The sequence below is a fragment of the Robertmurraya korlensis NBRC 107688 genome, from assembly GCF_001591645.1.
Classification (GTDB): domain Bacteria; phylum Bacillota; class Bacilli; order Bacillales; family Cytobacillaceae; genus Robertmurraya_A.
On sequence record NZ_BCVH01000002.1, the window covers coordinates 183780 to 207012 of the forward strand.

Here is a 23233-nt window from a genome sequence, read left to right on the forward strand (position 1 = left end):
CAAGGGCAGGATTTCTCACCTGCCCAACGGTTGTTTTTTCTATTTATGGGCAATAGGAATAGGTATATAAAGAACTTGCCCTTCGTATATATCTTGATTTAACTCAAGATGGTTTACCTTAAGTAATTGTTGTACGGGTACTTCATAACGGGCAGCTAATTGTTCCACCGTTTCTCCGCTTTGAACAATGGCTACACGGAGCTTAGTTAAATCTTCTGTTTCCTCTTTTCGTGCAAAAAACTCAGTTAACGACATCCCCTTTTTCGAGGATTTCTTTTTCTTAAACTTTGGCTGAGGTGAAGAGGAAGATTCAACCTCTGCTTCCGTTTGGATTTCTGCTTGTGGCTGGAGTTCCGGAAGTTCTTGGTGTTCTACTTCTAGTATAGGTTGAAGCGGGGCCTCCTGAGTCTCCTCAACTACCTCTTCTTTTGGTACCTCTTGGGCTATTTCACTTCGAGCTGCTGAAAAAGTAATTTCAGGCTCCTTCGGTTCGTTTACAGGAAGCTGTGGTGCGTCAAAGAGTTCGACCGATTTGTTTATAGGAACCACTTTTTCCTCTTCATCATCAGCGGATTTTCTCGCCTCCACTGCGAATGGTTCATATTCCTGCTCGGAAACCGTTACATCTTCTTGTTCTCTTGTTTCAAGCTCGTTAGACACTTCAACATTCTCTTCTATTTCCTCGTCAGTTGTGGCCTCGCGATAAGCAACCTCCAGTTGAACTTCTTCCGCATCTTCCACTTCAACTTCCTCATATACCGGCTTATGCTGCTGATCTCCATAAAGACCAGTGATCGTTAAATCGGCAGTAAGCTTCATACAGCTTCTTTCTTGAAATAGATAATCAAAGCTTTCCACTTCTACATGGATGTCATCGATGCTTTGGATACGGTTATTAGGAATGGTGATATCTACCGGAAAACGGTGTGAAAACTCACAGAGTCCCTCTTCCCTTTCCTCCACATGATGAACAAACTTCGGAGCAGTAAACAAATCCTCCTCCTCGTTAGAACCATCATTGTAACGTTGATATTCCCCTGTTAATTCTAATGCACCTTGAATGGTGACATATTGTTCGTTTTCATGAATGGTAATATTCGGATCAAGCGAAATAGAAACTAACTCCTCTACTTCCTGTCCCTTTTGAAACCACACCGATTCTTCTAATGAAAATCGCAAGCACGACTCGTTACCTTGAGACAAAGCGACTCCTCCCTTCATTTCCTATACGTTTATCACTATGTCATTATCACTCTATGAACTAGTGAATATTTTTATGATTAAAAGTACTATCTAATAGCTGGTTTACATAAAAAAAGAGACCCATACGAGTCTCTTTGCTACGAATTATTTTAGCTTTGAAAAGGCAACGTCAATTGCCAGGATTGTGTTTTCAATATCTTCATTACTATGAGCAGTTGATAGGAACATTCCCTCAAACTGAGATGGTGGTAAGAAAACACCCTGATTCGCCATTTCTTGGTAATAAGTAGCAAAATAGTCAAGATTAGAGGTTTTAGCTTGTTCGTAGTTTGTTACCTCTTCGTTTGTAAAGAAAAATCCGACCATTGAGCCTACACGATTGATTGTATGAGGAATATCGTATTTTTGTGCTGCTCTTCTTATTCCTTCTTCAAGTAATGCTGCCATGCGTGCAAACTCCTCATAATGTTCTGGTGTTAGCTGGCTAAGTGTTTCCATCCCTGCAGTCATCGCAAGAGGATTACCAGAAAGTGTTCCAGCCTGATAAATTGGTCCACTTGGCGCAATTTGCTCCATGATTTCCGCTCTTCCTCCATAGGCTCCAACAGGGAGTCCACCACCAATAACTTTTCCAAGACAAGTTATATCTGGAGTAATCCCAAAATATCCCTGTGCACAGTTATAGCCAACTCTAAATCCGGTCATTACTTCATCAAAAATTAAAAGTGACCCATATTGCGTAGTAATGTCTCGTAGGCCTTCCAAGAACCCCGGTTGAGGTAGAACGACACCCATGTTTCCTGCTACTGGTTCTACTATGATACCTGCTATATCCTCACCAAATTGCTCAAATGCATAGCGAACACTTTCTAAATCATTATATGGTACGGTAATTGTGTTCTTTGCGACCCCTTCTGGAACACCTGGGCTATCCGGAAGACCTAGTGTTGCCACTCCAGAGCCTGCTTTAATTAAAAGTGAATCTCCGTGACCATGGTAACAGCCTTCAAACTTAAGAATCTTATTTCTCCCTGTATATCCACGAGCTAGACGTAAGGCACTCATGGTAGCTTCCGTTCCTGAAGAAACCATACGAACGATTTCTATTGACGGAACTCTTTCCTGAACAAGCTTGGCAAGCTTCGTTTCAATAAGACTTGGAGCACCGAAGCTTGTCCCTAGTTCTGCTACCTTTTTAATCGCTTCAACCACACGATCATTTGCATGACCAAGGATTAGCGGTCCCCATGACAACACATAATCAATGTATTCATTTCCATCAATGTCGTAAATTTTTGAGCCTTTTCCTCGCTCCATAAAAATTGGATCCATTTTTACCGATTTAAAGGCACGAACAGGACTGTTCACTCCACCAGGCATAAGTGTTTTCGCCTCTGCAAAAGCTTCAATTGATTTAGAGTAAGAGCGCATATGTATCCCCCGTTTCATCAAGTATTAGTTTTGTTTTAACCATTTTGCTGCATCCTTGGCATGGTAAGTAATAATAAGGTCTGCACCTGCTCTTTTCATACCTGTTAGCATTTCCATCACAATATTTCTTTCATCAATCCATCCGTTTTGAGCGGCAGCTTTAACCATGGAGTACTCCCCACTAACATTATAGACAACAACTGGAAGATGGAAATGGTTCTTAATATCACGTACGATATCCAAGTATGGCATTCCAGGCTTCACAATTAGGAAGTCTGCTCCTTCCTGAACATCTGAATCAGCTTCTCGTAGCCCTTCAATTCGATTGGCTGGGTCCATTTGATACGTTTTACGATCGCCAAATTGTGGTGTACTTTCAGCTGCTTCACGAAATGGTCCGTAGAAGGCAGAAGCATATTTAACAGCGTAAGACATAATCGGAATATTCTCAAAGCCAGCCTCATCTAAGCCTGCTCTAATGGCTGCTACAAATCCGTCCATCATATTTGAAGGAGCAATAATATCAGCACCTGCTTTTGCTTGGCTGACTGCTGTGTCAGCTAATAATTTCAATGATGGATCATTTAATACTTGTCCATCTTCAATCACTCCACAGTGACCATGGCTTGTATATTCACATAAACATGTATCTGCAATCACAACAATATCAGAATACTGCTCTTTAATTACACGAGTAGCTTTTTGAACAATTCCATGATCATGAAAAGCCCCAGTACCACATTCATCTTTTTCCTCCGGAATACCAAATAAAAGGACAGACTTAATCCCAAGTGATACCACTTCGTCCATTTCAATCCTTAATTGGTCCAACGATAATTGAAAAACTCCTGGCATAGATTGAATAGCTTTTTTTACATTTTCACCTTCAGCTACAAAGATTGGATATACTAAATCCTCAAGATGTAAATGGTTTTCACGAACCATAGTACGTAAGGTTGCTGTTGATCGTAAACGGCGGTGACGAGAAAATGATTGATTCATTTGTTCTCCCTCTTTTCTATTTTTTTCATAACACTTTGTAACATATGATCAATTGTATATATATTTGGCATTGCATCAACACGCAAACCTAGGGCATTAGCACGTTGGAAAGTAACAGGTCCAATACACATGATTAGGCAATGATCAATTGTCGATAACAAATTCATTTCTTTTACAACAGCCATAAAATGATCCACTGTTGAGGGACTAGTAAAGCTAATTATATCTAACTGTTTTTCTGTTAGCGCCTTCACTAATGCGTCCCGACTACTGTCAGGAAAAAATGTTTCATATATGACTAATTCGTCTACTTTCGCTCCCTTTTCCTCAAGTGAAGTCGATATAAATTCTCTAGCCAAATTGCCCTTAGGAATTAACACATTCACTCCTTCACTAATATGTGGCGAAAACTCTTCAACAAACGCTTCAGCCACGTATGTTTTGGGTTTAAAATCAACTGTGATTCCCTTTCTCATCAGGGCTTCCTCTGTTTTTTCACCAATGACAGCAATCTTTATATTAGCGAGGACGGTCGGAAGGATATCAAAAGCAAAAAATGTTTCTACAGTCACATTGCTAGTAAAAATAATCCAATCATATGTATGTAGCTTATTCCCTAACTCCATGGTCATGGTGGTAGGAGGAACAGGTCGAAAGGAAATAAGAGGGATTTCCACTGGAATCCCCCCATATTTCTTGACTAAATCTGAAAATGGCTTAGCATGTTTTTTTCCTCTAGGAACAAGAACCTTCATTCCGTTGAGAGAGTAGTCACCACTCATTCATGATCAAGCTCCACTTTCACCGCGTCAATTAATGTCTTTCCTCCATTAGCAATTAGCGCATCTGCTACCTGCACTCCCAGCTTTTCAGGGTCTGGTCCACTCGCTGATTCCTTTAAGATAGTCTTTCCATCTGGAGTAGCCACAAGGCCTGTAAGGGAGATTTCGCCGCTATCTTCCACCCTTGCATAGCCCGCTATCGGAACCTGACAGCCACCTTCCATTTTCTGAAGAAACGCTCGCTCTGCCGTGACTGCTTGTTTTGTCTTTAAACAAGTAAAACGGGACAGCAATTCAAGAAGTTGTTCGTCACTTTCTCGACATTCTATTGATAATGCACCTTGGCCAACAGCAGGGATGCATACTTCATCATCAATAAACTCTGATACTACCTCGCTTGCCCAGCCCATTCTTGAAAGGCCAGCAGCTGCTAAAATAATTGCGTCGTACTCTTCCGTTTCTAATTTAGCTAATCGTGTATCAATATTGCCTCGTATCCATTTGATTTCAAGGTCAGGTCTAATGGCAAGCAGTTGGGCACTTCGACGCAGACTACTCGTTCCAACAACAGAACCAGGCTTTAGATCGTTAATCGGGGTATGATCTTTAGAGATTAACGCATCTCGATGATCCTCACGGAATGGAATACATCCAATCACAAGACCTTCTGGCAGGACAGCTGGCATGTCTTTCATACTATGTACCGCCATGTCAATTTCCTCATCAAGCATTGCCTGTTCAATTTCCTTAACAAACAGCCCTTTCCCGCCAACCTTGGATAAGGTGACATCAAGGATTTTATCACCCTTAGTTACAATCTCTTTGACCTCAAATTCAAACGAAGGGTCTATTTTCTTTAACTGATCTATGACCCAGTTTGTTTGTGTAAGTGCAAGCTTACTTCGTCTGGATCCAACTATAATTTTCCGCATGTAAACCTCCTATATATGTATCCTTATTTATACCAGATGTGGAAGGATGATAAGTTTCCAATTAAAAAGAAATTGATTAAAACAATTAAAAATGAGGCGATATTCCACAGCGCCAATGACCTTCCGTATAACTCCTTACTAACTCGTAAGTACAAATAAATACTGTATGCAATAAGCACACCGAAAGAACCGATCACCTTTGCGTCTAACCAAAACATCTCAGGAATTTTTATATATGCCCATTGTATTCCCAATATGACTGCTAGCATAAGCATGGGCACCCCAATTACATTTAAAACATAGGACATATGCTCAAGTCTAGATAGGTCTGTAATTCTAACTAGTCTGGCTCCCCACTTCTTCTTCTTAAGTAAATTGTACTGAATCAAATAAAGGAAAGAAAAAACAAAAGAAAGAGAGAAAGCTCCATAAGATAGAATGGCTAGGGTTATATGAATCAACAAAAGCTCTGAAATGAGTTGTTCGGCCATTACGTGAGATTGAAATTGTACTGGTGCAAACGTATGAATAGCTAGAATAATAAAGCCTAATACATTTGTAAAAAACACAATGAAATCAACACGTAGTAACCGATTGATGCCTAATGATAAGGTAATTAACACCCATGCATAAAAGTAGAGTCCTTCAAATATGGTAAGGACCGGGAAACGTCCAGTTTTTAACATATACAAAAATAAAAACATTGTCTGTAGTAACCATACAAATGCAAGTAACCAGAAGGCAACACGATTTGCCTTCCGGTTATGGTGTAAGAAATCAATGAAATATAAGAGCACGCTTAAAGCATAAAGGACAACAGTCAGCTCATGTAGCCTCGTCATATAGTAGTCAAACATTCGCTTCTCCTCTTTTTATGATTGAAAGGAAGGCTGTTGATTTGTTATAACCACTCGTTCAGGCTCCGCTTCTCTCAGAACTTGTTGCTCTTTTACAAGTTCATCAATATTAAAGATTTTCACGAATAAATCTAACGCCTGTTCTGAATCTTTTCGAGCGGCTATTTCCTTTGCTTGAAGAATTGGATCCTTTAGCATTTGGTTAATAATACTTTTTGTATGTTTATTTAAAACTTTGAAATCACGTTCAGATAAATGAGGAAGCTTTCGTTCTAAGCTCTCCATTGTTCCAGATTGAATGGTAAGGGCTTTTTGACGTAAAGCAGAAATGATAGGGACAACACCGAGTAAATTTAACCATTGCTTAAAGTCAACGATTTCTTCCTCTATCATCATCATGATCTGTGCCGCTGCACGCTTTCGTTCTTGAAGATTCGCCTCAACGATACCTTCCAAATCATCTATATCATATAAGAAGATACTCTCAAGCTCAGCTAATGCTGGGTCCAAGTCACGAGGAACCGCAATATCGACCATGAATAAAGGCTTTCCTTTACGCATCTTTTCAACTTGAGCCATCATATCCTTAGTGATAACAAATTCTTTCGCACCGGTCGAGCTTATTAGAATATCCGCATCAATTAAAGAACACTGAAGCTCTTCAAGTGTCTTTGCCTGCCCTTCAAAGCGCTCAGCTAAATTCTGAGCCTTCTCATACGTGCGATTAATAACGGTTACTTTACTAGCTCCATTTGCATGTAGATGCTGTATGGCAAGTTCCCCCATCTTACCTGCACCCAAAATTAACACATGCTTTTTATTTAAAGAACCAAAGATTTTTTTCGCAAGTTCTACCGCTGCATAACTTACGGACACCGCATTCGCACCAATATCTGTCTCTGAATGTGCTTTTTTAGCTAAAGTGATTGCTTGTTTGAAAAGCTGGTTAAATACCGTACCAACAGCGGCATTTTCCTGAGCTAATAAAAAGCTTGTACGAACTTGACCAAGGATTTGTGTCTCACCCAAGACCATTGAATTCAAACCACATGTCACACTAAATAAATGCTCCATTGCGCCATCATGTTCATATATAAATAAATATGGAGAAAATTCATTTTGTTCAATAGAAAACCATTCTGAAAGAAATTCTTTTATATAATATCTGCCTGTGTGAAGTTGATCGACAACCGCATAGATTTCTGTACGGTTACAAGTAGAGACAATTACATTCTCTAACACACTCTTTTTTTCTTTAAGAGCGCTCATTGCCGCGCCTAACTGCGAAGGGTTAAACGTCAAACGCTCACGAATTTCAACAGGGGCAGTTTTATAATTAAGACCGATCACTAATATATGCATACAGAAATACACCCCCCAGAATATTTGCATGTTTGCTAGTAATTATAACATGTTTCATTTTTGTAGATTAAAATGAAATATGAACATATTTGAAAAAAATGTGAACAAAAACTAATCATCTGTGATGCAAATATGCTATTATATTTTATTGGTAAACCTTGCTTGCTCGTCATAATGCGACAAGCCTCCATATGTACAGTAACAAAAATTAGAATGATTATCAAGTAATCCTTTCTGGAAGTGGTGCTTATGAAAAATCAACGAATCTTTCCTGGAATCATCCTTATTGGCTTTGGAGCCTATTTCTTTTTACAGCAATCAAACATTACACTTTTTCAAGAGTTTTACACATGGCCAACATTACTTGTCATTGTTGGAATTTCCTTTTTGTCACAAGGGTACGGAGCAAAAGATTACGAAGCTATTTTACCAGGTGTGATCCTTACAGGATTTGGTCTTCATTTCCATATTATTAACCATTTTCAATTATGGCCAAATCAGATTGGAACATTTATCCTGATCATAGCACTTGGTTTCTTACTACGTTACCAAAAGGTGAGGTCGGGGCTCTTTCAAGGAATATTATTTCTTGTATTGGCATTATTGCTGCTTTTTTACGATCGAGTCACCGCATGGCTAGGTCTTCTTGAAAGCACCGTTTCAATTGCTTGGAAATCTTGGCCAGTAGTATTAGTACTAATTGGGTTTTACTTACTCTTTATTCGAAAAAAATAATCCTTATAAAAAACCGTCAGACACTTTACTTTGTGCTGACGGTTTTTTCTACATATAACTTTGAATTGTTTCCCACGCCTTATCTTTTCCTTCACCTGTTTCGGAAGAAAACTGAATAATCGTATCATGTGGGTGTAAATCGAGTGTTTCTTTTGTAATTCTCAAATGTTGTGCTCTTTTCATTTTGGAAATTTTATCTGCCTTCGTAGCAATGACGATGCATGGTATTTCATAATGCTTTAAGAAATCATACATCATGACATCATCTGCCGTTGGAGGATGACGTAAATCTACGATTAATAATACTGCTTTTAGCTGCTCTCTCGTCGTTAAATACGTTTCAAGCATTTTCCCCCATGCTTCCCGTTCCTTTTTTGAAACCTTTGCATAGCCGTATCCTGGTACATCAACAAAATGAAGGACTTCATTTACGATATAAAAGTTAAGAGTTTGTGTTTTACCAGGTTTGGAAGAAATTCTTGCTAGTCCTTTTCGATTCAGCATTTTGTTAATAAATGACGATTTCCCAACGTTTGAGCGACCAGCCAGGGCAAATTCAGGCATCGGTTCGACCGGGTATTGATCTGGCTTTACTGCACTAATGACGATTTCAGAGCTTGTTACTTTCATCTATTGGCACCGCCTGTCAAAGCATGCTCTAACACTTGGTCAAGATGTGACACGAGAACAAACTGTAAATCTTCACGAACACTTTCTGGTATATCATCAATATCTCTTTCATTATCCTTTGGACAAATAATTTTGGTTAAACCTGCACGATGAGCACTTAAGGATTTTTCCTTTAACCCCCCGATTGGTAACACCCGACCGCGTAGGGTGATTTCACCAGTCATTCCAACTTCCTTACGAATGGCACGCCCGGTGAGAGCTGACACTAATGCAGTTGCCATCGTGATTCCTGCAGAAGGCCCATCCTTCGGTACCGCACCTTCAGGTACATGGATATGAATATCATTTTTCTCATGAAAGTCTGAATCGATTCCAAGCTCCTCTGCTTTTGAACGAATATAACTAAATGCTGCTTGAGCAGATTCCTTCATAACATCGCCAAGCTTCCCTGTCAGAATGAGCTTTCCTTTTCCAGGGGACAATGACACTTCGATTTGGAGCGTGTCTCCACCAACTGTTGTATAGGCAAGACCGGTTGCTACGCCTACTTGGTCCTCCAGCTCTGCTTGACCATAACGGTAAGTTGGTTTTCCTAAGAATTCATCTACATTTTTGTCAGATACAATGATTTTTTTCTTTTCACCAGAAACGATGATTTTAGCAGTCTTTCTGCAAATAGTTGCTAACTGACGCTCTAGACTTCGTACACCGGCTTCTCTTGTATAATAACGGACGATTTTTTGAATCCCATCATCTCTAATTTGTAATTGCGTTTTACCTAGACCATGCTCCTTGGTTTGTTTTGGGAGCAAGTGATCCTTTGCGATATGAATCTTTTCAAGCTCAGTATAACCAGCGATCGTAATTATTTCCATCCGGTCTCTAAGCGGACCCGGTATCGTCGCCAAATTATTTGCCGTAGCAATAAACATTACCTTAGATAAATCATATGTTTCCTCTATATAGTGATCACTAAAGTTATGATTTTGTTCCGGATCAAGTACCTCGAGCATAGCTGCTGAAGGATCGCCACGGAAGTCGCTTGACATCTTATCTATTTCATCAAGAAGAAACACAGGGTTAATTGTTCCTGCTTTTTTCATCCCTTGAATGATTCTACCAGGCATAGCTCCTACATACGTACGTCTATGGCCTCTAATTTCAGATTCATCTCTTACCCCACCAAGAGAAATCCTTACAAAATTTCTATTTAATGAAGTAGCAATCGAACGTGCTAAGCTTGTCTTCCCAACCCCTGGAGGTCCAGCCAAACAAAGAATAGGACCTTTTAATGAGTTGGTCATTTGCTGAACAGCTAAGTACTCTAAAACTCTTTCCTTTACTTTCTCGAGTCCATAGTGGTCATTGTTTAATACTTTCTCCGCCTTGTGAATATCAAGGTCATCCTCAGTTGCCTTAGACCAAGGAATCGCTAAAAGCCATTCAATGTAGTTACGTATAACAGCACTTTCTGCTGAGCTTGTAGGGACTTTTTCATACCTTTCAAGCTCCTTCATAGCAGTTGCTTTCACATGATCTGGCATACCAGCTTGTTCGATTTTTTCAGTAAGTTCGCTTACTTCTCCAGTCTTACCTTCTTTATCACCAAGCTCTTTTTGAATGGCCTTCATTTGTTCGCGTAAATAATATTCTTTTTGTGTACGCTCCATTGACTTTTTAACTCTCTGGCCAATTTTCTTCTCAAGATTTAATACTTCTTTTTCATTATGAATGATGTCAACAATCTTCTGGATTCTTTCCTTTATATCGATTGTCTCTAGGATGACCTGTTTTTCCTTTAGCTTTAAAGGAAGATGCGAGGAAATAATATCGGCCATTCTACCTGGTTCTTCAATATCAGTTACGGTAGAGTATGTTTCTGCCGAGATTTTTTTGGACATCTTTATGTATTGCTCAAAATAATCAAGCATCGTTCTCATTAATGCTTCTGATTCTGCATCCTTTTCTTCTGAGTCCTCATATGTTCTTATTTCAACAGAATAGTGATCGTCTTCATCAAAAAACGTAACAATTTCCGCACGCTTTAAGCCTTCAACTAGTACTCGGATGGTACCGTTTGGAAGCTTGAGCATCTGTTTAACCTTCGTAAGTGTACCCATCTTATACAAGTCATCTTCAAGAGGTTCATCAATTGAAACCTCCTTCTGTGTTGTTAAAAAGATTAAACTGTCATCTACCATTGCCTTCTCGAGAGCTTGAACTGATTTTTCTCTTCCGACATCTAAGTGTAAAACCATTGTCGGATAGACAAGTAATCCTCGAAGTGGCAGGAGGGGGACAATGATTTCTGTCTTTTTCGCCATTACCTTGCACCTCCAAATGCATCTTTCTTTCACTTTGGAAAGGAATTCTTTGTACAATTCTATCGTATTTGTTAGTAAGTGTCTAATTACAAGCAACCCATCTGAATGGAGAACAGCATTTTAATCAAAAAAAACTTCGGCTCCTCTATATTGCAAACCGAAGTTCTATTTTCTTTTTCTGAATTAAATACTTTCTTTTTTAGACATCTTTATTGATGCCGTGATAGCTTCTTCATTTGCATATTCCTTCAATAATGCATGTTCAAAAACCTCTGACAAGTGACTGACTGGGATAATCTCTATATCCTTTATCTCATAGAGCATGGATTGGATATTCTCTTTAGGAATGATCACTTTACTAGCTCCAGCCTTTTTTGCTGCCTTTACCTTTGGATAGACACCGCCTATTGGCTTTACATTTCCATGAATGCTTATTTCACCTGTCATAGCAACTGTGTGGTCAATTGGGTGCTTGTAAATAGCTGAGTAAATACCTGTTGCCATTGCAATCCCCGCTGACGGTCCATCAATCGGAACGCCCCCCGGAAAGTTCACGTGAATATCAAATTCATCAGCTGGGACTCCCATCGAACGAAGTACAGTTATAACATTCTCAATTGAACCCTTTGCCATACTTTTTCTTCTGATTGATTTTCCCTGACCACCAATGCTTTCTTCTTCAACAATTCCCGTAATGTTTATGGATCCCTTTTCCTTTGTCGGGATAACTGTTACTTCAATTTCTAGCAATGCTCCAGAATTTGGTCCATAAACAGCTAAACCATTTACTAGTCCAATTGTAGAAGCAGACATAATTTTTTGTTCCATTCTTGGAGTTAATTGACTTGATTGAATAACCCATTCAATGTCTTCGTCCTTGATAAAATCTCTATCTTCTGTGATTGCAAGACCCGCAGATATTTGAATCATATTAACCGCTTCACGACCGTTTCTAGCATATGATGCTAACGTTTCTATACCTTTTTCACCAATTTTCAGTTTCACCTTATCCGCTGCTTTTTCAGCAATAGAAGAGATTTCTTCTCTAGTTAATTCCCTGAAGAATACTTCCATACATCTGGAGCGAATCGCTGGAGGAATCTCACTTGGTGTTCTCGTTGTAGCTCCGATTAGACGAAAATCTGCCGGTAATCCATTCTTAAATATATCATGAATATGTGTAGGTATCTGTGTATTCTCTTCACTATAATAAGCACTCTCTAAAAACACCTTACGATCCTCTAGAACTTTTAAAAGCTTGTTCATTTGGATCGAATGAAGTTCTCCGATTTCATCAATAAATAATACCCCACCGTGCGCATTTGTTACGGCGCCTTGTTTCGGCTGTGGAATCCCTGCTTGCCCCATTGCACCAGCACCTTGATAAATAGGGTCATGTACAGATCCAATAAGTGGATCCGCAATCCCTCTCTCATCGAACCTAGCTGTCGTTGCATCCAGCTCAATAAACACAGAAGAGGATTGGAAAGGAGATTTAGCATTTTTCTTTGCTTCCTCTAAAACGAGGCGAGCCGCTGCAGTTTTTCCTACTCCTGGTGGTCCATAAATAATGACATGTTGTGGATTTGGACCACATAATGCAGCTTTTAATGATTTAATCCCATCTTCTTGACCAACAATATCGTCAAATGTACTCGGTCTCACTCGTTCTGAAAGTGGCTCAGTTAATGAGATAGATCTCATCTTTCTTAATTGATCCATTTCTTTTTTAGATTCCCTATCAATAGACACTTTTTGTGTCCGTTGACTTCTTAACAAGTTCCAAAAATAGAGTCCGATAACGATGCCAAAAAACAACTGAATAAACAAGGCAATACCCGTCCAACTCATTGCATTCCCTCCTGCACTTTTCGTAGTAGTTATAGCTAGTATCTCCGTGACTGATAGGGAATAAACAAAGTTTGACGTATTTTACTATGATAGCCAAAAAGAACCGTAGCATTTAGCTACGGCTCTTTTATATTTTATGCAGATGTTTTGCGTTCTTCTTCAAGAATACTGCCATCTTTCAGCATTAATTTTGGTACACCGTTATCAACAACGGTTTCTTTTGTTATGACGCACTTCGTAATATCTTCTCTAGAAGGAAGGTCAAACATTACGTCAAGCATAATTCCCTCAATGATGGAACGAAGTCCACGAGCACCCGTTTTACGTTCAATTGCTTTTTTCGCGATTTCCTTAAGAGCATCTTCTTCAAAATCTAGCTCTACATCGTCTAGTTCAAGCATTTTTTGATATTGTTTCACGAGAGCATTTTTCGGCTTTGTTAAAATCTCGATTAATGCATCTTCATCTAATGGCGCTAGACTTGCAATAACTGGAAGACGACCAATAAATTCAGGAATTAATCCGAAGCGTAAAAGATCCTCTGGTAATACCTTAGAAAGAAGATCTTTATCTTCAACTTCTTTCTTCTTCACATCTGAACCGAATCCAATCACCTTTTGACCTAAACGTCTTTTAATAATTGGTTCAATCCCATCAAATGCTCCACCACAGATAAATAAAATGTTAGTAGTGTCAATTTGAATGAACTCTTGGTGCGGATGCTTTCTACCACCTTGAGGAGGTACACTCGCAACGGTTCCTTCAAGGATTTTTAATAGAGCTTGCTGAACTCCTTCACCAGATACATCTCTAGTGATGGAAGGATTTTCTGATTTACGAGCAATTTTATCAATTTCGTCGATATAAATAATTCCCTTTTCAGCCTTCTCAACATCATAGTCAGCAGCTTGAATTAGCTTTAAAAGGATATTTTCAACATCTTCACCTACATAACCAGCTTCAGTAAGTGATGTTGCATCAGCGATAGCGAATGGAACATTTAAAATTCTAGCTAATGTTTGTGCAAGAAGCGTTTTCCCGCTACCTGTAGGTCCAATCATTGCTATATTACTTTTTGAAAGCTCGACTTCATCAATTTTGCTGTTCGAATTGATACGCTTGTAATGGTTGTAAACAGCAACCGATAAGTTCTTCTTTGCTTGGTCCTGACCGATTACATACTCATCTAAAATATCGCGGATTTCCTTTGGCTTCGGAACATCCTTAAATTCAACTTCCTCTTCAGTACCAAGCTCTTCTTCTACTATTTCAGTACATAACTCGATACACTCGTCACATATATACACACCTGGACCAGCAACCAGTTTTCGAACTTGGTCTTGTGTTTTACCACAGAAGGAACACTTTAATTGTCCTTTTTCATCATTAAATTTAAACAATTTCTTCACCCCTTGAAAAGCGTCTAAAACACATTAATTGCTGCAGATATAAATGTTTTTTATCTTTACGTACACGGCTCTTTATTCAATTGTTATCAATAGTTATGTATTGCATTGTATCACATTTACCAGGTGGACAGGAAATGATAACTCTTGAAAAAGAAAACATTTTCATATCTACAAAAGTAAATAAATATGTACTAGTTAATCTTAACCATATTTTCTAAAGTTAAATCGGAAGTTTTTACTAATTCTATAAAAACTCTTTTTCTGTATTAGTTATGTATATGTCATGCTAATTAAATTTATAAGTATGTAAATTGTATAAAACAAGGCACGATTTACTCGCGCCTTGTTCATTTTAAATGTTATGATTTAAACCGTTTTGCTGTTTTCAACTAAGAATTCAACAGCTTTTCTTACTTTAAGATCTCCCTTAATTCCATCAAGGTTACCTAAAGCAGCTTTAATGTTATCAATAGTCATATTATACGTTTCAGCCATTTTATTTAATTCTGCATCAACATCTTCTTCAGAAACTTCAAGATTTTCAGCAGCAGCAATCGCTTCAAGAGTAAGGCTTACACGTACACGCTTTTCGCCTTCTTCTTTCATTTGCTCACGTAAAGCATTCTCATCTTGTCCAGAGAACTGGAAGTATAATTCAAGGTTCATACCTTGCATTTGTAAACGTTGTTCGAATTCTTGCATCATACGATCAACTTCTGTATCGATCATTACAGCAGGAAGATCAATCTCAGCATTTGCAGCTGCCTTATCAACTACTGAATCACGTACGTGATGCTCCGCTTCATGCTTTTTAGAATCTACTAAACGATTCTTAATCTTTTCTTTTAACGCATCAAGTGTTTCAACTTCTTCATCAACATCTTTTGCGAACTCGTCATCAAGTGTAGGAAGTTCTTTCCCTTTTACTTCATGAATTTTCACTTTGAATACTGCAGGCTTTCCAGCTAATTCAGTTGCATGGTACTCTTCTGGGAAATTAACTTCAACTTCTTTTTCTTCTCCAGTAGCTAGACCAACTAATTGATCTTCAAAACCAGGAATAAATTGACCTGAACCTAACTCAAGTGAGTAATTTTCAGCTTTTCCACCTTCAAAAGCTTCACCATCAACGAAACCTTCGAAGTCCATTACAACTGTATCTCCATTTTCAGCTTTGCCTTCTTCTTTTACAACAAGCTCAGCTTGACGCTCTTGAAGAGTTTTTAACTCGTTAGCAACATCTTCATCAGTTACTTCTGTTTCAACCTTTTCTACTTCAAGTCCCTTGTACTCGCCAAGCTTCACTTCAGGCTTAACTGTAACAGTTGCCTTAAAGATAAAGCTCTTGCCTTTTTCGATTTGCTCTACATCGATTTCAGGGCGATCAACTGGATCAATACCTGATTCTTCAATTGCGTTTGCATATGCTTCAGGAAGAAGAATATCGATTGCATCTTGATATAAAGATTCAATTCCAAAGCGTTTTTCAAACATTGCACGAGGCATTTTTCCTTTACGGAAACCAGGTACATTTACCTTTGTTACTACTTTTTTGAATGCAGCGTCTAATCCTTCATTAACCTTTGCTGCATCTACTTCAACTGTAAGAACCCCTTGGTTCCCTTCTAGTTTTTCAAACTTCACAGACATACAAACTTTCCCTCCAAAATCTATTTACATTTTCATTCGTTACTAATTTAGATGAATATGTAAGCTTGTTTTTAATATACAGTTATTACAACCACTACATTATAACATAGGTTGCAATCGTTTCAACATCCTAGACTAAATAATAGGATAAGAAAATTCTTCAATTTCTTGAATATACCGTAATAAAGTCTCAATATCTAGTTCAGATGTATGATAAACCTTACTCATTTGATCGATTGAATAGTCCTGAGCAAAAAACATCAGAACCAATATATGATAGGCAGCAGCAAGTGCTCTCGTATCATCCGTAGGGTAATGAAACGGATACAAAATAAACAGATGGCGGTCTATTAAACTGATCGCTTGCTCCAATAGTGTGGGATTCTCTTGTTCTAGTTGATCGGCTAAAATCTTTGAGATCTCAAGCTTTTGTTGATGATCTCTTAAATCATAGAGATCTTTAGGGATTACAGCCATAGAAGAGTTTAGCTTCGTTACTGTTACTTGTTCATGATATTGATGTTCTTTAAGTACATGTAAGAGCATGGTTTTAATAAAAGGTTGGCCTTGATTAGACTGAAGATAACTGAATATTTCCTCCAATACAGGTTGAATATTTTGATAAGCAAGGTTTCCGACTTGTAACAGCAGCTCCTTTTCGTCCTTTGGATGGAAAAGATTTAGTGATTGTGGAGCCATCTGCTTGCTTTCCTTTTCATATTCAGTTTCGTTTAACTGTTCTTCTACTGCATCAACCATCCTTCTACTAAAATCCAGCAATCTTCTGAAATGTTCGTATTTCTCCACTGGAACTTCAGGTTCCTCTAATAGAACTTCTATTGTATGTACGACACGATTATACTCTTGTAGCTGAACTAGAACCATAATGAGCATATCAACCGTTTGAAAATACTCACCAATTCCTATTCTTAACATTTCTTCTGTATATTCCTTTGCTTTTTCTAATGCTCCCGATTCATAATAAGCCAACACTAAAGCAAACCAAATATCACTGTTTTCTGAATCGAGTTCTTTTGCTTCTTCAAAATAAGGTATCGCTTCCCTAAATTGCTTTTTTTCAATAAAGTCCAACCCTTTTTCAAAAAGCCTTTTTTCTATGTTGGGAAAAAAAACTACGTTTCCGTCCTTGCGCATCCGTTCCCTTTTTTTCATCTACCATACCCCTTATTCTTAACCTGAGGTAAGTTTAGCAGAATCTCATATAAAAACAAAATAAAACAGCCACAGCGAATGCTGTGGCCATTTGTTACCTTGTTAACAGTGCTCTATTCTTTTCATAGGTACCGATTTGCTCATCTAATTGAAGGGTGATTTCAATCTCATCCCAACCATTTATTAACATTTTCTTCCAGTAAGAAGAAATAGTGAAAGTCTCTGATAGACCCTCTTCATCACTTAATGTCTGGTTTTCTAAATCAATCTTTAATTTATAGTTTGGCTTTTTCCCTTTTTCTAATAACACCTTTACTTTCTCTTCTTCTAATGCAATGGGAAGCATACCGTTTTTCAAACAGTTTTGATGAAAGATATCAGCAAAGGATGGAGCGATAACTACTTTAAAACCATAATCTGAAAGAGCCCAAGGAGCATGCTCCCTTGATGACCCACATCCAAAGTTTTCATTTGCAATTAGAATGGAGGCACCCTTCTTTGCAGGATGGTTTAATTCAAACTCAGGATTTTCTGAGCCATCGCTGTTATATCTCCAGTCGAAAAATAAGTATTTTCCAAATCCAGTTTTTTCAATTCTTTTTAAAAATTGCTTTGGGATAATTTGATCCGTATCTACATGTGCACGATCTAGTGCTACCGCTTCGCCTTCAAAAATAGTAAACATTATTTTCCCTCCCCCTTATCGTACTTCTACAGGAGTTACTTTTCTAATATCAACAAAATGACCGTGTAACGCAGCTGCTGCAGCCATTGCTGGACTAACTAGGTGAGTTCGAGCTCCTGCCCCTTGTCTACCTTCAAAGTTACGATTAGAAGTAGATGCGCAGTGCTCTCCAGAAGGAACAACGTCATCGTTCATGCTTAAGCACATACTACATCCAGATTCTCTCCACTCAAACCCTGCATCAATAAAGATTTGATGTAAACCTTCCTCTTCAGCTCTTTGCTTGACTCCTTGAGATCCTGGAACGACTAGTGCACGTACACTCGGGTGTACCTTCTGTCCTTTAACAACCTCTGCCGCCTTACGAATATCTTCAATTCTTGAATTTGTACAAGATCCAATAAAGACATGCTGAATTTTAATATCTTCGATTTTTTGCCCTTGATTTAGTCCCATATACTGTAATGCTCTTTCAAGTGAGCTCTTCTCAATTTCCGTTTGGTAATCCTCTACTGTTGGAATAGAATCTTCTATTTTAGCTGTCATTGCTGGATTTGTACCCCAGCTAACCATCGGTGAAATATCAGAACCATCTATTACGATTTCTCGATCATATTTTGCATCGTGATCAGATGTAAAAGCACTCCAATGCTCTACGTATCTATCAAACTCTTCTTTTGACGGAGCGAATTTTCTACCTTTTAGATAAGAGAATGTCGTTTCATCCGGAGCTACTAACCCTGCTCTCGCTCCACCTTCAATTGACATATTACAAATGGTCATTCTTTCTTCCATTGAGAGACTTTCAATTACTTCTCCACAATACTCAATAACGTATCCTGTTCCAAACTGAACTCCATATTTTGAAAGGACATAAAGAATAACATCCTTCGCTGTAACTCCGCTTGAAAGTTTTCCGTTAATTTCTAGCCTTAAAGTTTTCGGCTTTGATTGCCAAAGAGTTTGTGTAGCAAGAACATGCTCCACTTCGCTTGTACCAATTCCAAATGCTAATGCACCAAACGCACCATGTGTGGAAGTATGACTATCTCCACAAACAATTGTCATCCCAGGCTGAGTTAACCCTAGCTCTGGACCGATAACATGGACGATCCCTTGGTCAGGGCTATCTAAGTCAGCTAAAGGAACACCAAATTCATGACAATTTTTTTCAAGTGTCGTCATTTGATTCTTTGCCACCGCATCATTAATTTGTTTTCTATTTATGGTTGGAACATTGTGATCCATCGTAGCAAAAGTTCGATCCGGTCTGCGAACCTTTCTATCTTTCATTCTTAGTCCTGAAAATGCTTGCGGAGAAGTGACTTCATGAACTAAATGTAAATCAATGTAGAGTAAATCTGGTTTCCCTTCTTCTTTCTGTACAACATGGTAATCCCAAATTTTTTCAATAATTGATTTTCCCATCATTTTACCCTCCTTTTTAAAAGAGACACGGCACTAGAGGCCGTGTCGTTTAGATATTCATTGTTAGCCAGAATTTATGCGTAGGCACCCATAATGCTAGAGATCGTTTCATGGCCTAAAATACATGCCTTAACTTCAGCAACCATTTCAGACGTAGACACTGCTCTTTTTCCTTCTGATAAAATATCTTTTGTACGCAATCCAGCATTCAATACTTCATCCACCGCTTTTTCAACAGCCGCTGCTTCTGCTTCTAACCCAAACGATACTCGAAGCATCATTGCTGCTGATAAAATAGCCGCTAAAGGATTCGCAATGTTTTTGCCTTCAATATCAGGTGCAGACCCGTGAATTGGTTCGTATAAGTAAGGACCATTTTCAGATAAACTAGCTGATGGAAGCATTCCTAAAGATCCCGTTAATACAGAAGCCTCATCGCTCAAAATATCCCCAAATAAATTCTCAGTAACAACAACATCAAAACTTTTTGGATTTTTAATTAACTGCATGGCTGCATTATCTACAAGCATGTGGTCAAGATTGACCTCTGGATAGCGTTTTGACACTTCCTCTGCGACTTCTCTCCACATTCTGCTTGATTCTAATACATTTGCTTTATCAACAGAAGTAACTTTTTTTCCTCGTTTGTCAGCAAGTTGGAAGGCTAATTCAATTACCCTAACCATTTCTTCACGTTTATAAAAAAGAGTATCTACCACTGCCTCTTTTTCATCAACTGTGCGACGCTCACTCGGCTTACCGAAATACAATCCACCCGTTAATTCACGAACCATTAACATATCCACATCTTGAATAATTTCTTTACGAAGGGGTGATGAATCAGCTAGACTCGCATAAAAAGTAGTCGGGCGCAAGTTCGCATAAAGGTCAAGTTCTTTACGAATTTTAAGTAATCCTCTCTCTGGACGGAGATGTACCGGTAATACATCATACTTAGGTCCCCCGACGGCACCCAAAAGTACTGCATCACTTTGCTTACAAAGTGCAACGGTCTCATCAGGAAGCGGGCTCCCTGTTACTTCATACGCTACTCCACCAATATGTCCATACGTAAATTCAAACTGATGACCAAATCTATCACCAATAGCCTGCAGTACATCCACCGCACCTTTAGTAACTTCTTTGCCAATTCCGTCTCCGGGTAGCACTGCAATCTGCTTCTTCATCTTGTTTCCCCTCCATTAAAATTTCCATTTATTAAACGGTTACAGCAGACATGTATATTACACGATTCACCGCATTTAAGTATGCTTTTGCAGATGCTTCTAGAACATCCTGAGCTAAGCCTCGACCGCTCGTTTCTTCTCCATTAAACTTAAGTTTCACAAATACTTGCGCCAATGCATCTCTTCCAGCTCCAACAGACTGAATTCGGTAGTCTAGTAAATGAACACTGCCATTCACACATGTTTCCAATGTGTTATACAACGCTTCAATACTTCCACTTCCTGTACACGCCTCTTGAATGATCTCATTTTGATTACCAGATAACGTAACAGTAGCTGTAGGAATTTGATTTGTACCATATTGTACTTGGATAGCTAAAAGTTCGTAAAAACGTTCATCCTTAGATAACTTTTGCTCTAATACAATAGCTGCAAGGTCTTCATCGGTCATTTCCTTTTTCCTATCAGCTAACTCTTTAAAGACGGTAAATAATTGTGTAACATCTTCATCCGCAACCGTTAATCCAAGTTCATCCAAACGATTTCTAAAAGCATGTCTTCCAGAATGCTTACCAAGTACTAATGTGTTAGATTGGAAGCCAACAAGCTCTGGAGAAATAATCTCATACGTTGACTTTTCCTTTAGAACGCCATCTTGGTGTATTCCTGATTCATGAGCGTAGGCATTTCTACCAACAACCGCTTTATTAGCAGGGACCACCATACCAGTGAGCTTGCTAATTAAACTACTCGTACGGCTGATCTCTTTTAATTGTAATCTAGTCTCCGCATCATAATAATCTTTACGGATATGAAGAGCTACTGATAATTCTTCTAATGCTGCATTTCCTGCTCTTTCACCAATTCCATTGATTGTTCCCTCAACCTGGGTTGCTCCATTTTCTACAGCTGCCAATGAATTAGCAATTGCCATTCCTAAATCATCATGGCAGTGAGCCGATAACGAAACTTTATGGATAGATGGAACATTGTTGTGTAAATATTGAAAAATCTCTCCGTACTCTTTAGGAGTTATATATCCAACCGTATCAGGAATGTTAATAACATTTGCACCAGCTTGGATAACCTCTTCAATTATACGAGCTAAAAAAGGTAATTCTGTTCGACAAGCGTCCTCTGCTGACCACTGAATAACAGGAAATCTCTGTGCAGCATATTTCACCATTTGAACAGCTCTCTCAACGACTTCATCTTGACTTAACTTTAATTTATATTGTCTATGAATAGGAGATGTAGCAATGAAGACGTGTAGTCTTGGCTCTACACCATTCTTCAATGCCTCCCATGCTGCATCAATATCTGAAGTAACTGCTCTTGCTAACCCCGTCACAGAACAGTCTTTAATCGTATTTGCAATTTGTTGTACTGAAGTAAAATCACCTTTAGAAGCAGCTGGAAAACCTGCTTCGATAATATCGACTTGAAGTTTTTCCAGCTGTCTTGCAATTTCGAGCTTTTCTGTTTGGTTTAAATTAACTCCGGCAGATTGCTCCCCATCCCTTAATGTTGTATCAAATATTTTAATTCGTCGCACTAGCGACCACTTCTTTCTTTTTGTCCTTATTGACAAAAGGCATCATAGCACGTAACTCGCGACCAACTTGTTCGATTAAATGACTATTTTCTTTTTGAACGATTGCGTTGAATTCTGGACGATTTGCTTGGTTTTCAAGGATCCAGCCTTTAGCAAATCTACCTTCTTGAATGTCTTTTAGAACTTCCTTCATTGATTCTTTAACGCGAGCGTCAACTACTCTTGGTCCACTTACGAAGTCACCCCATTGAGCTGTATCTGAGATGGAATAACGCATGTTCTCCATTCCACCTTCATACATTAAGTCAACGATTAGCTTCAATTCATGTAAGCACTCAAAGTATGCTAGTTCAGGTTGGTAACCTGCTTCAACTAATGTTTCAAAACCAGCCTTAACTAATGAAGTTAAACCTCCACAAAGAACCGCTTGTTCTCCGAATAGATCTGTTTCAGTTTCTTCTTTGAATGTTGTTTCTAAAGCTCCAGCTCTTAGTGATCCGATTGCCCATGCATATGCTAAAGCAAGCTCTTTCGCTTTACCTGTTACATCTTGATAGATAGCAAATAATGCAGGAACTCCAGCTTCTTGCTCGTATGTTCTTCTTACTAGGTGTCCCGGACCTTTAGGAGCTACTAATAGTACATCGTTTGTAGCTGGTGGCACGATTTGGCTAAAGTGAACATTGAAACCGTGAGCAAACATTAATGCTTGGTTTGTTAAATTTGGTTCGATTTCTTCTTTATATACTTTTGGTTGCATTTCATCTGGTAAAAGAATCATAACTACATCTGCTTGTGCTGTTGCTTCTCCTACTGGATATACATTGAAACCATCTTTTTCAGCCTTTTCCCATGACTTCCCTTGTCTTAATCCAATAACAACATCCACACCGCTCTCTCTCATATTTTGTGCATGAGCATGACCTTGTGAACCGTATCCGATAACTGCTACCTTTTTCCCGTTTAGATATGATTGATTTGCGTCTCCGTTATAGTACATTTTTGCCATTTTTATTTCTTCCTCTCATTAGTAAGTT

The 23233-nt window shown here is 38.6% G+C and carries 19 protein-coding genes; 1 reads left to right on the plus strand and 18 read right to left on the minus strand.

Going from position 1 to position 23233, the window contains the following annotated elements:
• Nucleotides 1–39: 39 nt before the first annotated feature.
• The 7 genes from spoVID to hemA form a co-directional block, all read right to left on the minus strand.
• Nucleotides 40–1203 carry a stage VI sporulation protein D gene (gene spoVID / locus BKO01S_RS05770; protein WP_066050142.1) on the minus strand — a complete coding sequence of 388 codons (1164 nt, stop codon included), beginning with the start codon at nt 1201–1203 and terminating at the stop codon, nt 40–42.
• Between the two features lie 144 nt (nt 1204–1347).
• Complete coding sequence (gene hemL, locus BKO01S_RS05775) at nt 1348–2634, minus strand: glutamate-1-semialdehyde 2,1-aminomutase (protein WP_066050145.1); 1287 nt, start codon at nt 2632–2634, stop codon at nt 1348–1350.
• 24 nt (nt 2635–2658) lie between these two features.
• Entirely contained in the window at nt 2659–3636 is a 978-nt protein-coding gene (gene hemB, locus BKO01S_RS05780) for a porphobilinogen synthase (protein WP_066050148.1), read from the minus strand.
• Nucleotides 3633–4418, minus strand: a complete 786-nt coding sequence (locus tag BKO01S_RS05785) for a uroporphyrinogen-III synthase (protein ID WP_066050151.1) — start codon at nt 4416–4418, stop codon at nt 3633–3635. The genes hemB and BKO01S_RS05785 overlap by 4 nt, the downstream gene beginning before the upstream one ends.
• Nucleotides 4415–5350 (minus strand): hydroxymethylbilane synthase, encoded by a 936-nt coding sequence (gene hemC / locus BKO01S_RS05790; protein WP_066050154.1) that lies wholly within the window; start codon nt 5348–5350, stop codon nt 4415–4417. Before hemC ends, BKO01S_RS05785 begins: the two co-directional genes overlap by 4 nt.
• A gap of 23 nt (nt 5351–5373) precedes the next feature.
• Nucleotides 5374–6207: a cytochrome C assembly family protein gene (locus BKO01S_RS05795; protein WP_066050157.1), complete on the minus strand. Its 834-nt coding sequence runs from the start codon at nt 6205–6207 to the stop codon at nt 5374–5376.
• A 15-nt stretch (nt 6208–6222) separates the two neighbouring features.
• Entirely contained in the window at nt 6223–7569 is a 1347-nt protein-coding gene (gene hemA, locus BKO01S_RS05800) for a glutamyl-tRNA reductase (RefSeq protein WP_066050160.1), read from the minus strand.
• A gap of 249 nt (nt 7570–7818) precedes the next feature.
• Between hemA and BKO01S_RS05805 the strand changes: the two genes are divergently transcribed.
• Nucleotides 7819–8304, plus strand: coding sequence for a LiaI-LiaF-like domain-containing protein (locus BKO01S_RS05805; RefSeq protein ID WP_066050164.1), 486 nt, complete (start codon nt 7819–7821; stop codon nt 8302–8304).
• Between the two features lie 48 nt (nt 8305–8352).
• Here BKO01S_RS05805 and yihA read toward each other — a convergent pair whose 3' ends face one another.
• From yihA to ilvC, 11 genes are all read right to left on the minus strand, one after another.
• Nucleotides 8353–8934 (minus strand): ribosome biogenesis GTP-binding protein YihA/YsxC, encoded by a 582-nt coding sequence (yihA, locus tag BKO01S_RS05810; RefSeq protein WP_066050167.1) that lies wholly within the window; start codon nt 8932–8934, stop codon nt 8353–8355.
• Nucleotides 8931–11258, minus strand: coding sequence for an endopeptidase La (gene lon, locus BKO01S_RS05815; protein WP_066050173.1), 2328 nt, complete (start codon nt 11256–11258; stop codon nt 8931–8933). The genes yihA and lon overlap by 4 nt, the downstream gene beginning before the upstream one ends.
• A 183-nt stretch (nt 11259–11441) precedes the next feature.
• Nucleotides 11442–13109 (minus strand): ATP-dependent protease LonB, encoded by a 1668-nt coding sequence (gene lonB / locus BKO01S_RS05820; RefSeq protein ID WP_066050176.1) that lies wholly within the window; start codon nt 13107–13109, stop codon nt 11442–11444.
• Between the two features lie 134 nt (nt 13110–13243).
• Nucleotides 13244–14509 (minus strand): ATP-dependent protease ATP-binding subunit ClpX, encoded by a 1266-nt coding sequence (gene clpX, locus BKO01S_RS05825; RefSeq protein WP_066050179.1) that lies wholly within the window; start codon nt 14507–14509, stop codon nt 13244–13246.
• A gap of 375 nt (nt 14510–14884) precedes the next feature.
• Complete coding sequence (gene tig / locus BKO01S_RS05830) at nt 14885–16168, minus strand: trigger factor (protein ID WP_066050182.1); 1284 nt, start codon at nt 16166–16168, stop codon at nt 14885–14887.
• A gap of 135 nt (nt 16169–16303) precedes the next feature.
• Nucleotides 16304–17341, minus strand: a complete 1038-nt coding sequence (locus tag BKO01S_RS05835) for a tetratricopeptide repeat protein (protein ID WP_066050183.1) — start codon at nt 17339–17341, stop codon at nt 16304–16306.
• A 94-nt stretch (nt 17342–17435) separates the two neighbouring features.
• Nucleotides 17436–18026 (minus strand): 3-isopropylmalate dehydratase small subunit, encoded by a 591-nt coding sequence (leuD, locus tag BKO01S_RS05840; RefSeq protein ID WP_066050185.1) that lies wholly within the window; start codon nt 18024–18026, stop codon nt 17436–17438.
• Nucleotides 18027–18041: 15 nt separating this feature from the next.
• Nucleotides 18042–19454 carry a 3-isopropylmalate dehydratase large subunit gene (gene leuC, locus BKO01S_RS05845; protein WP_066050188.1) on the minus strand — a complete coding sequence of 471 codons (1413 nt, stop codon included), beginning with the start codon at nt 19452–19454 and terminating at the stop codon, nt 18042–18044.
• 74 nt (nt 19455–19528) lie between these two features.
• On the minus strand, nt 19529–20641 hold the full coding sequence (gene leuB / locus BKO01S_RS05850; RefSeq protein WP_066050191.1) for a 3-isopropylmalate dehydrogenase: 1113 nt from the start codon (nt 20639–20641) through the stop codon (nt 19529–19531).
• Nucleotides 20642–20672: 31 nt separating this feature from the next.
• Complete coding sequence (locus BKO01S_RS05855; protein WP_066050193.1) at nt 20673–22196, minus strand: 2-isopropylmalate synthase; 1524 nt, start codon at nt 22194–22196, stop codon at nt 20673–20675.
• A complete protein-coding gene (gene ilvC, locus BKO01S_RS05860) occupies nt 22183–23205 on the minus strand; it encodes a ketol-acid reductoisomerase (protein ID WP_066050194.1) in 1023 nt (340 codons plus the stop codon). Before ilvC ends, BKO01S_RS05855 begins: the two co-directional genes overlap by 14 nt.
• Nucleotides 23206–23233: the final 28 nt, after the last annotated feature.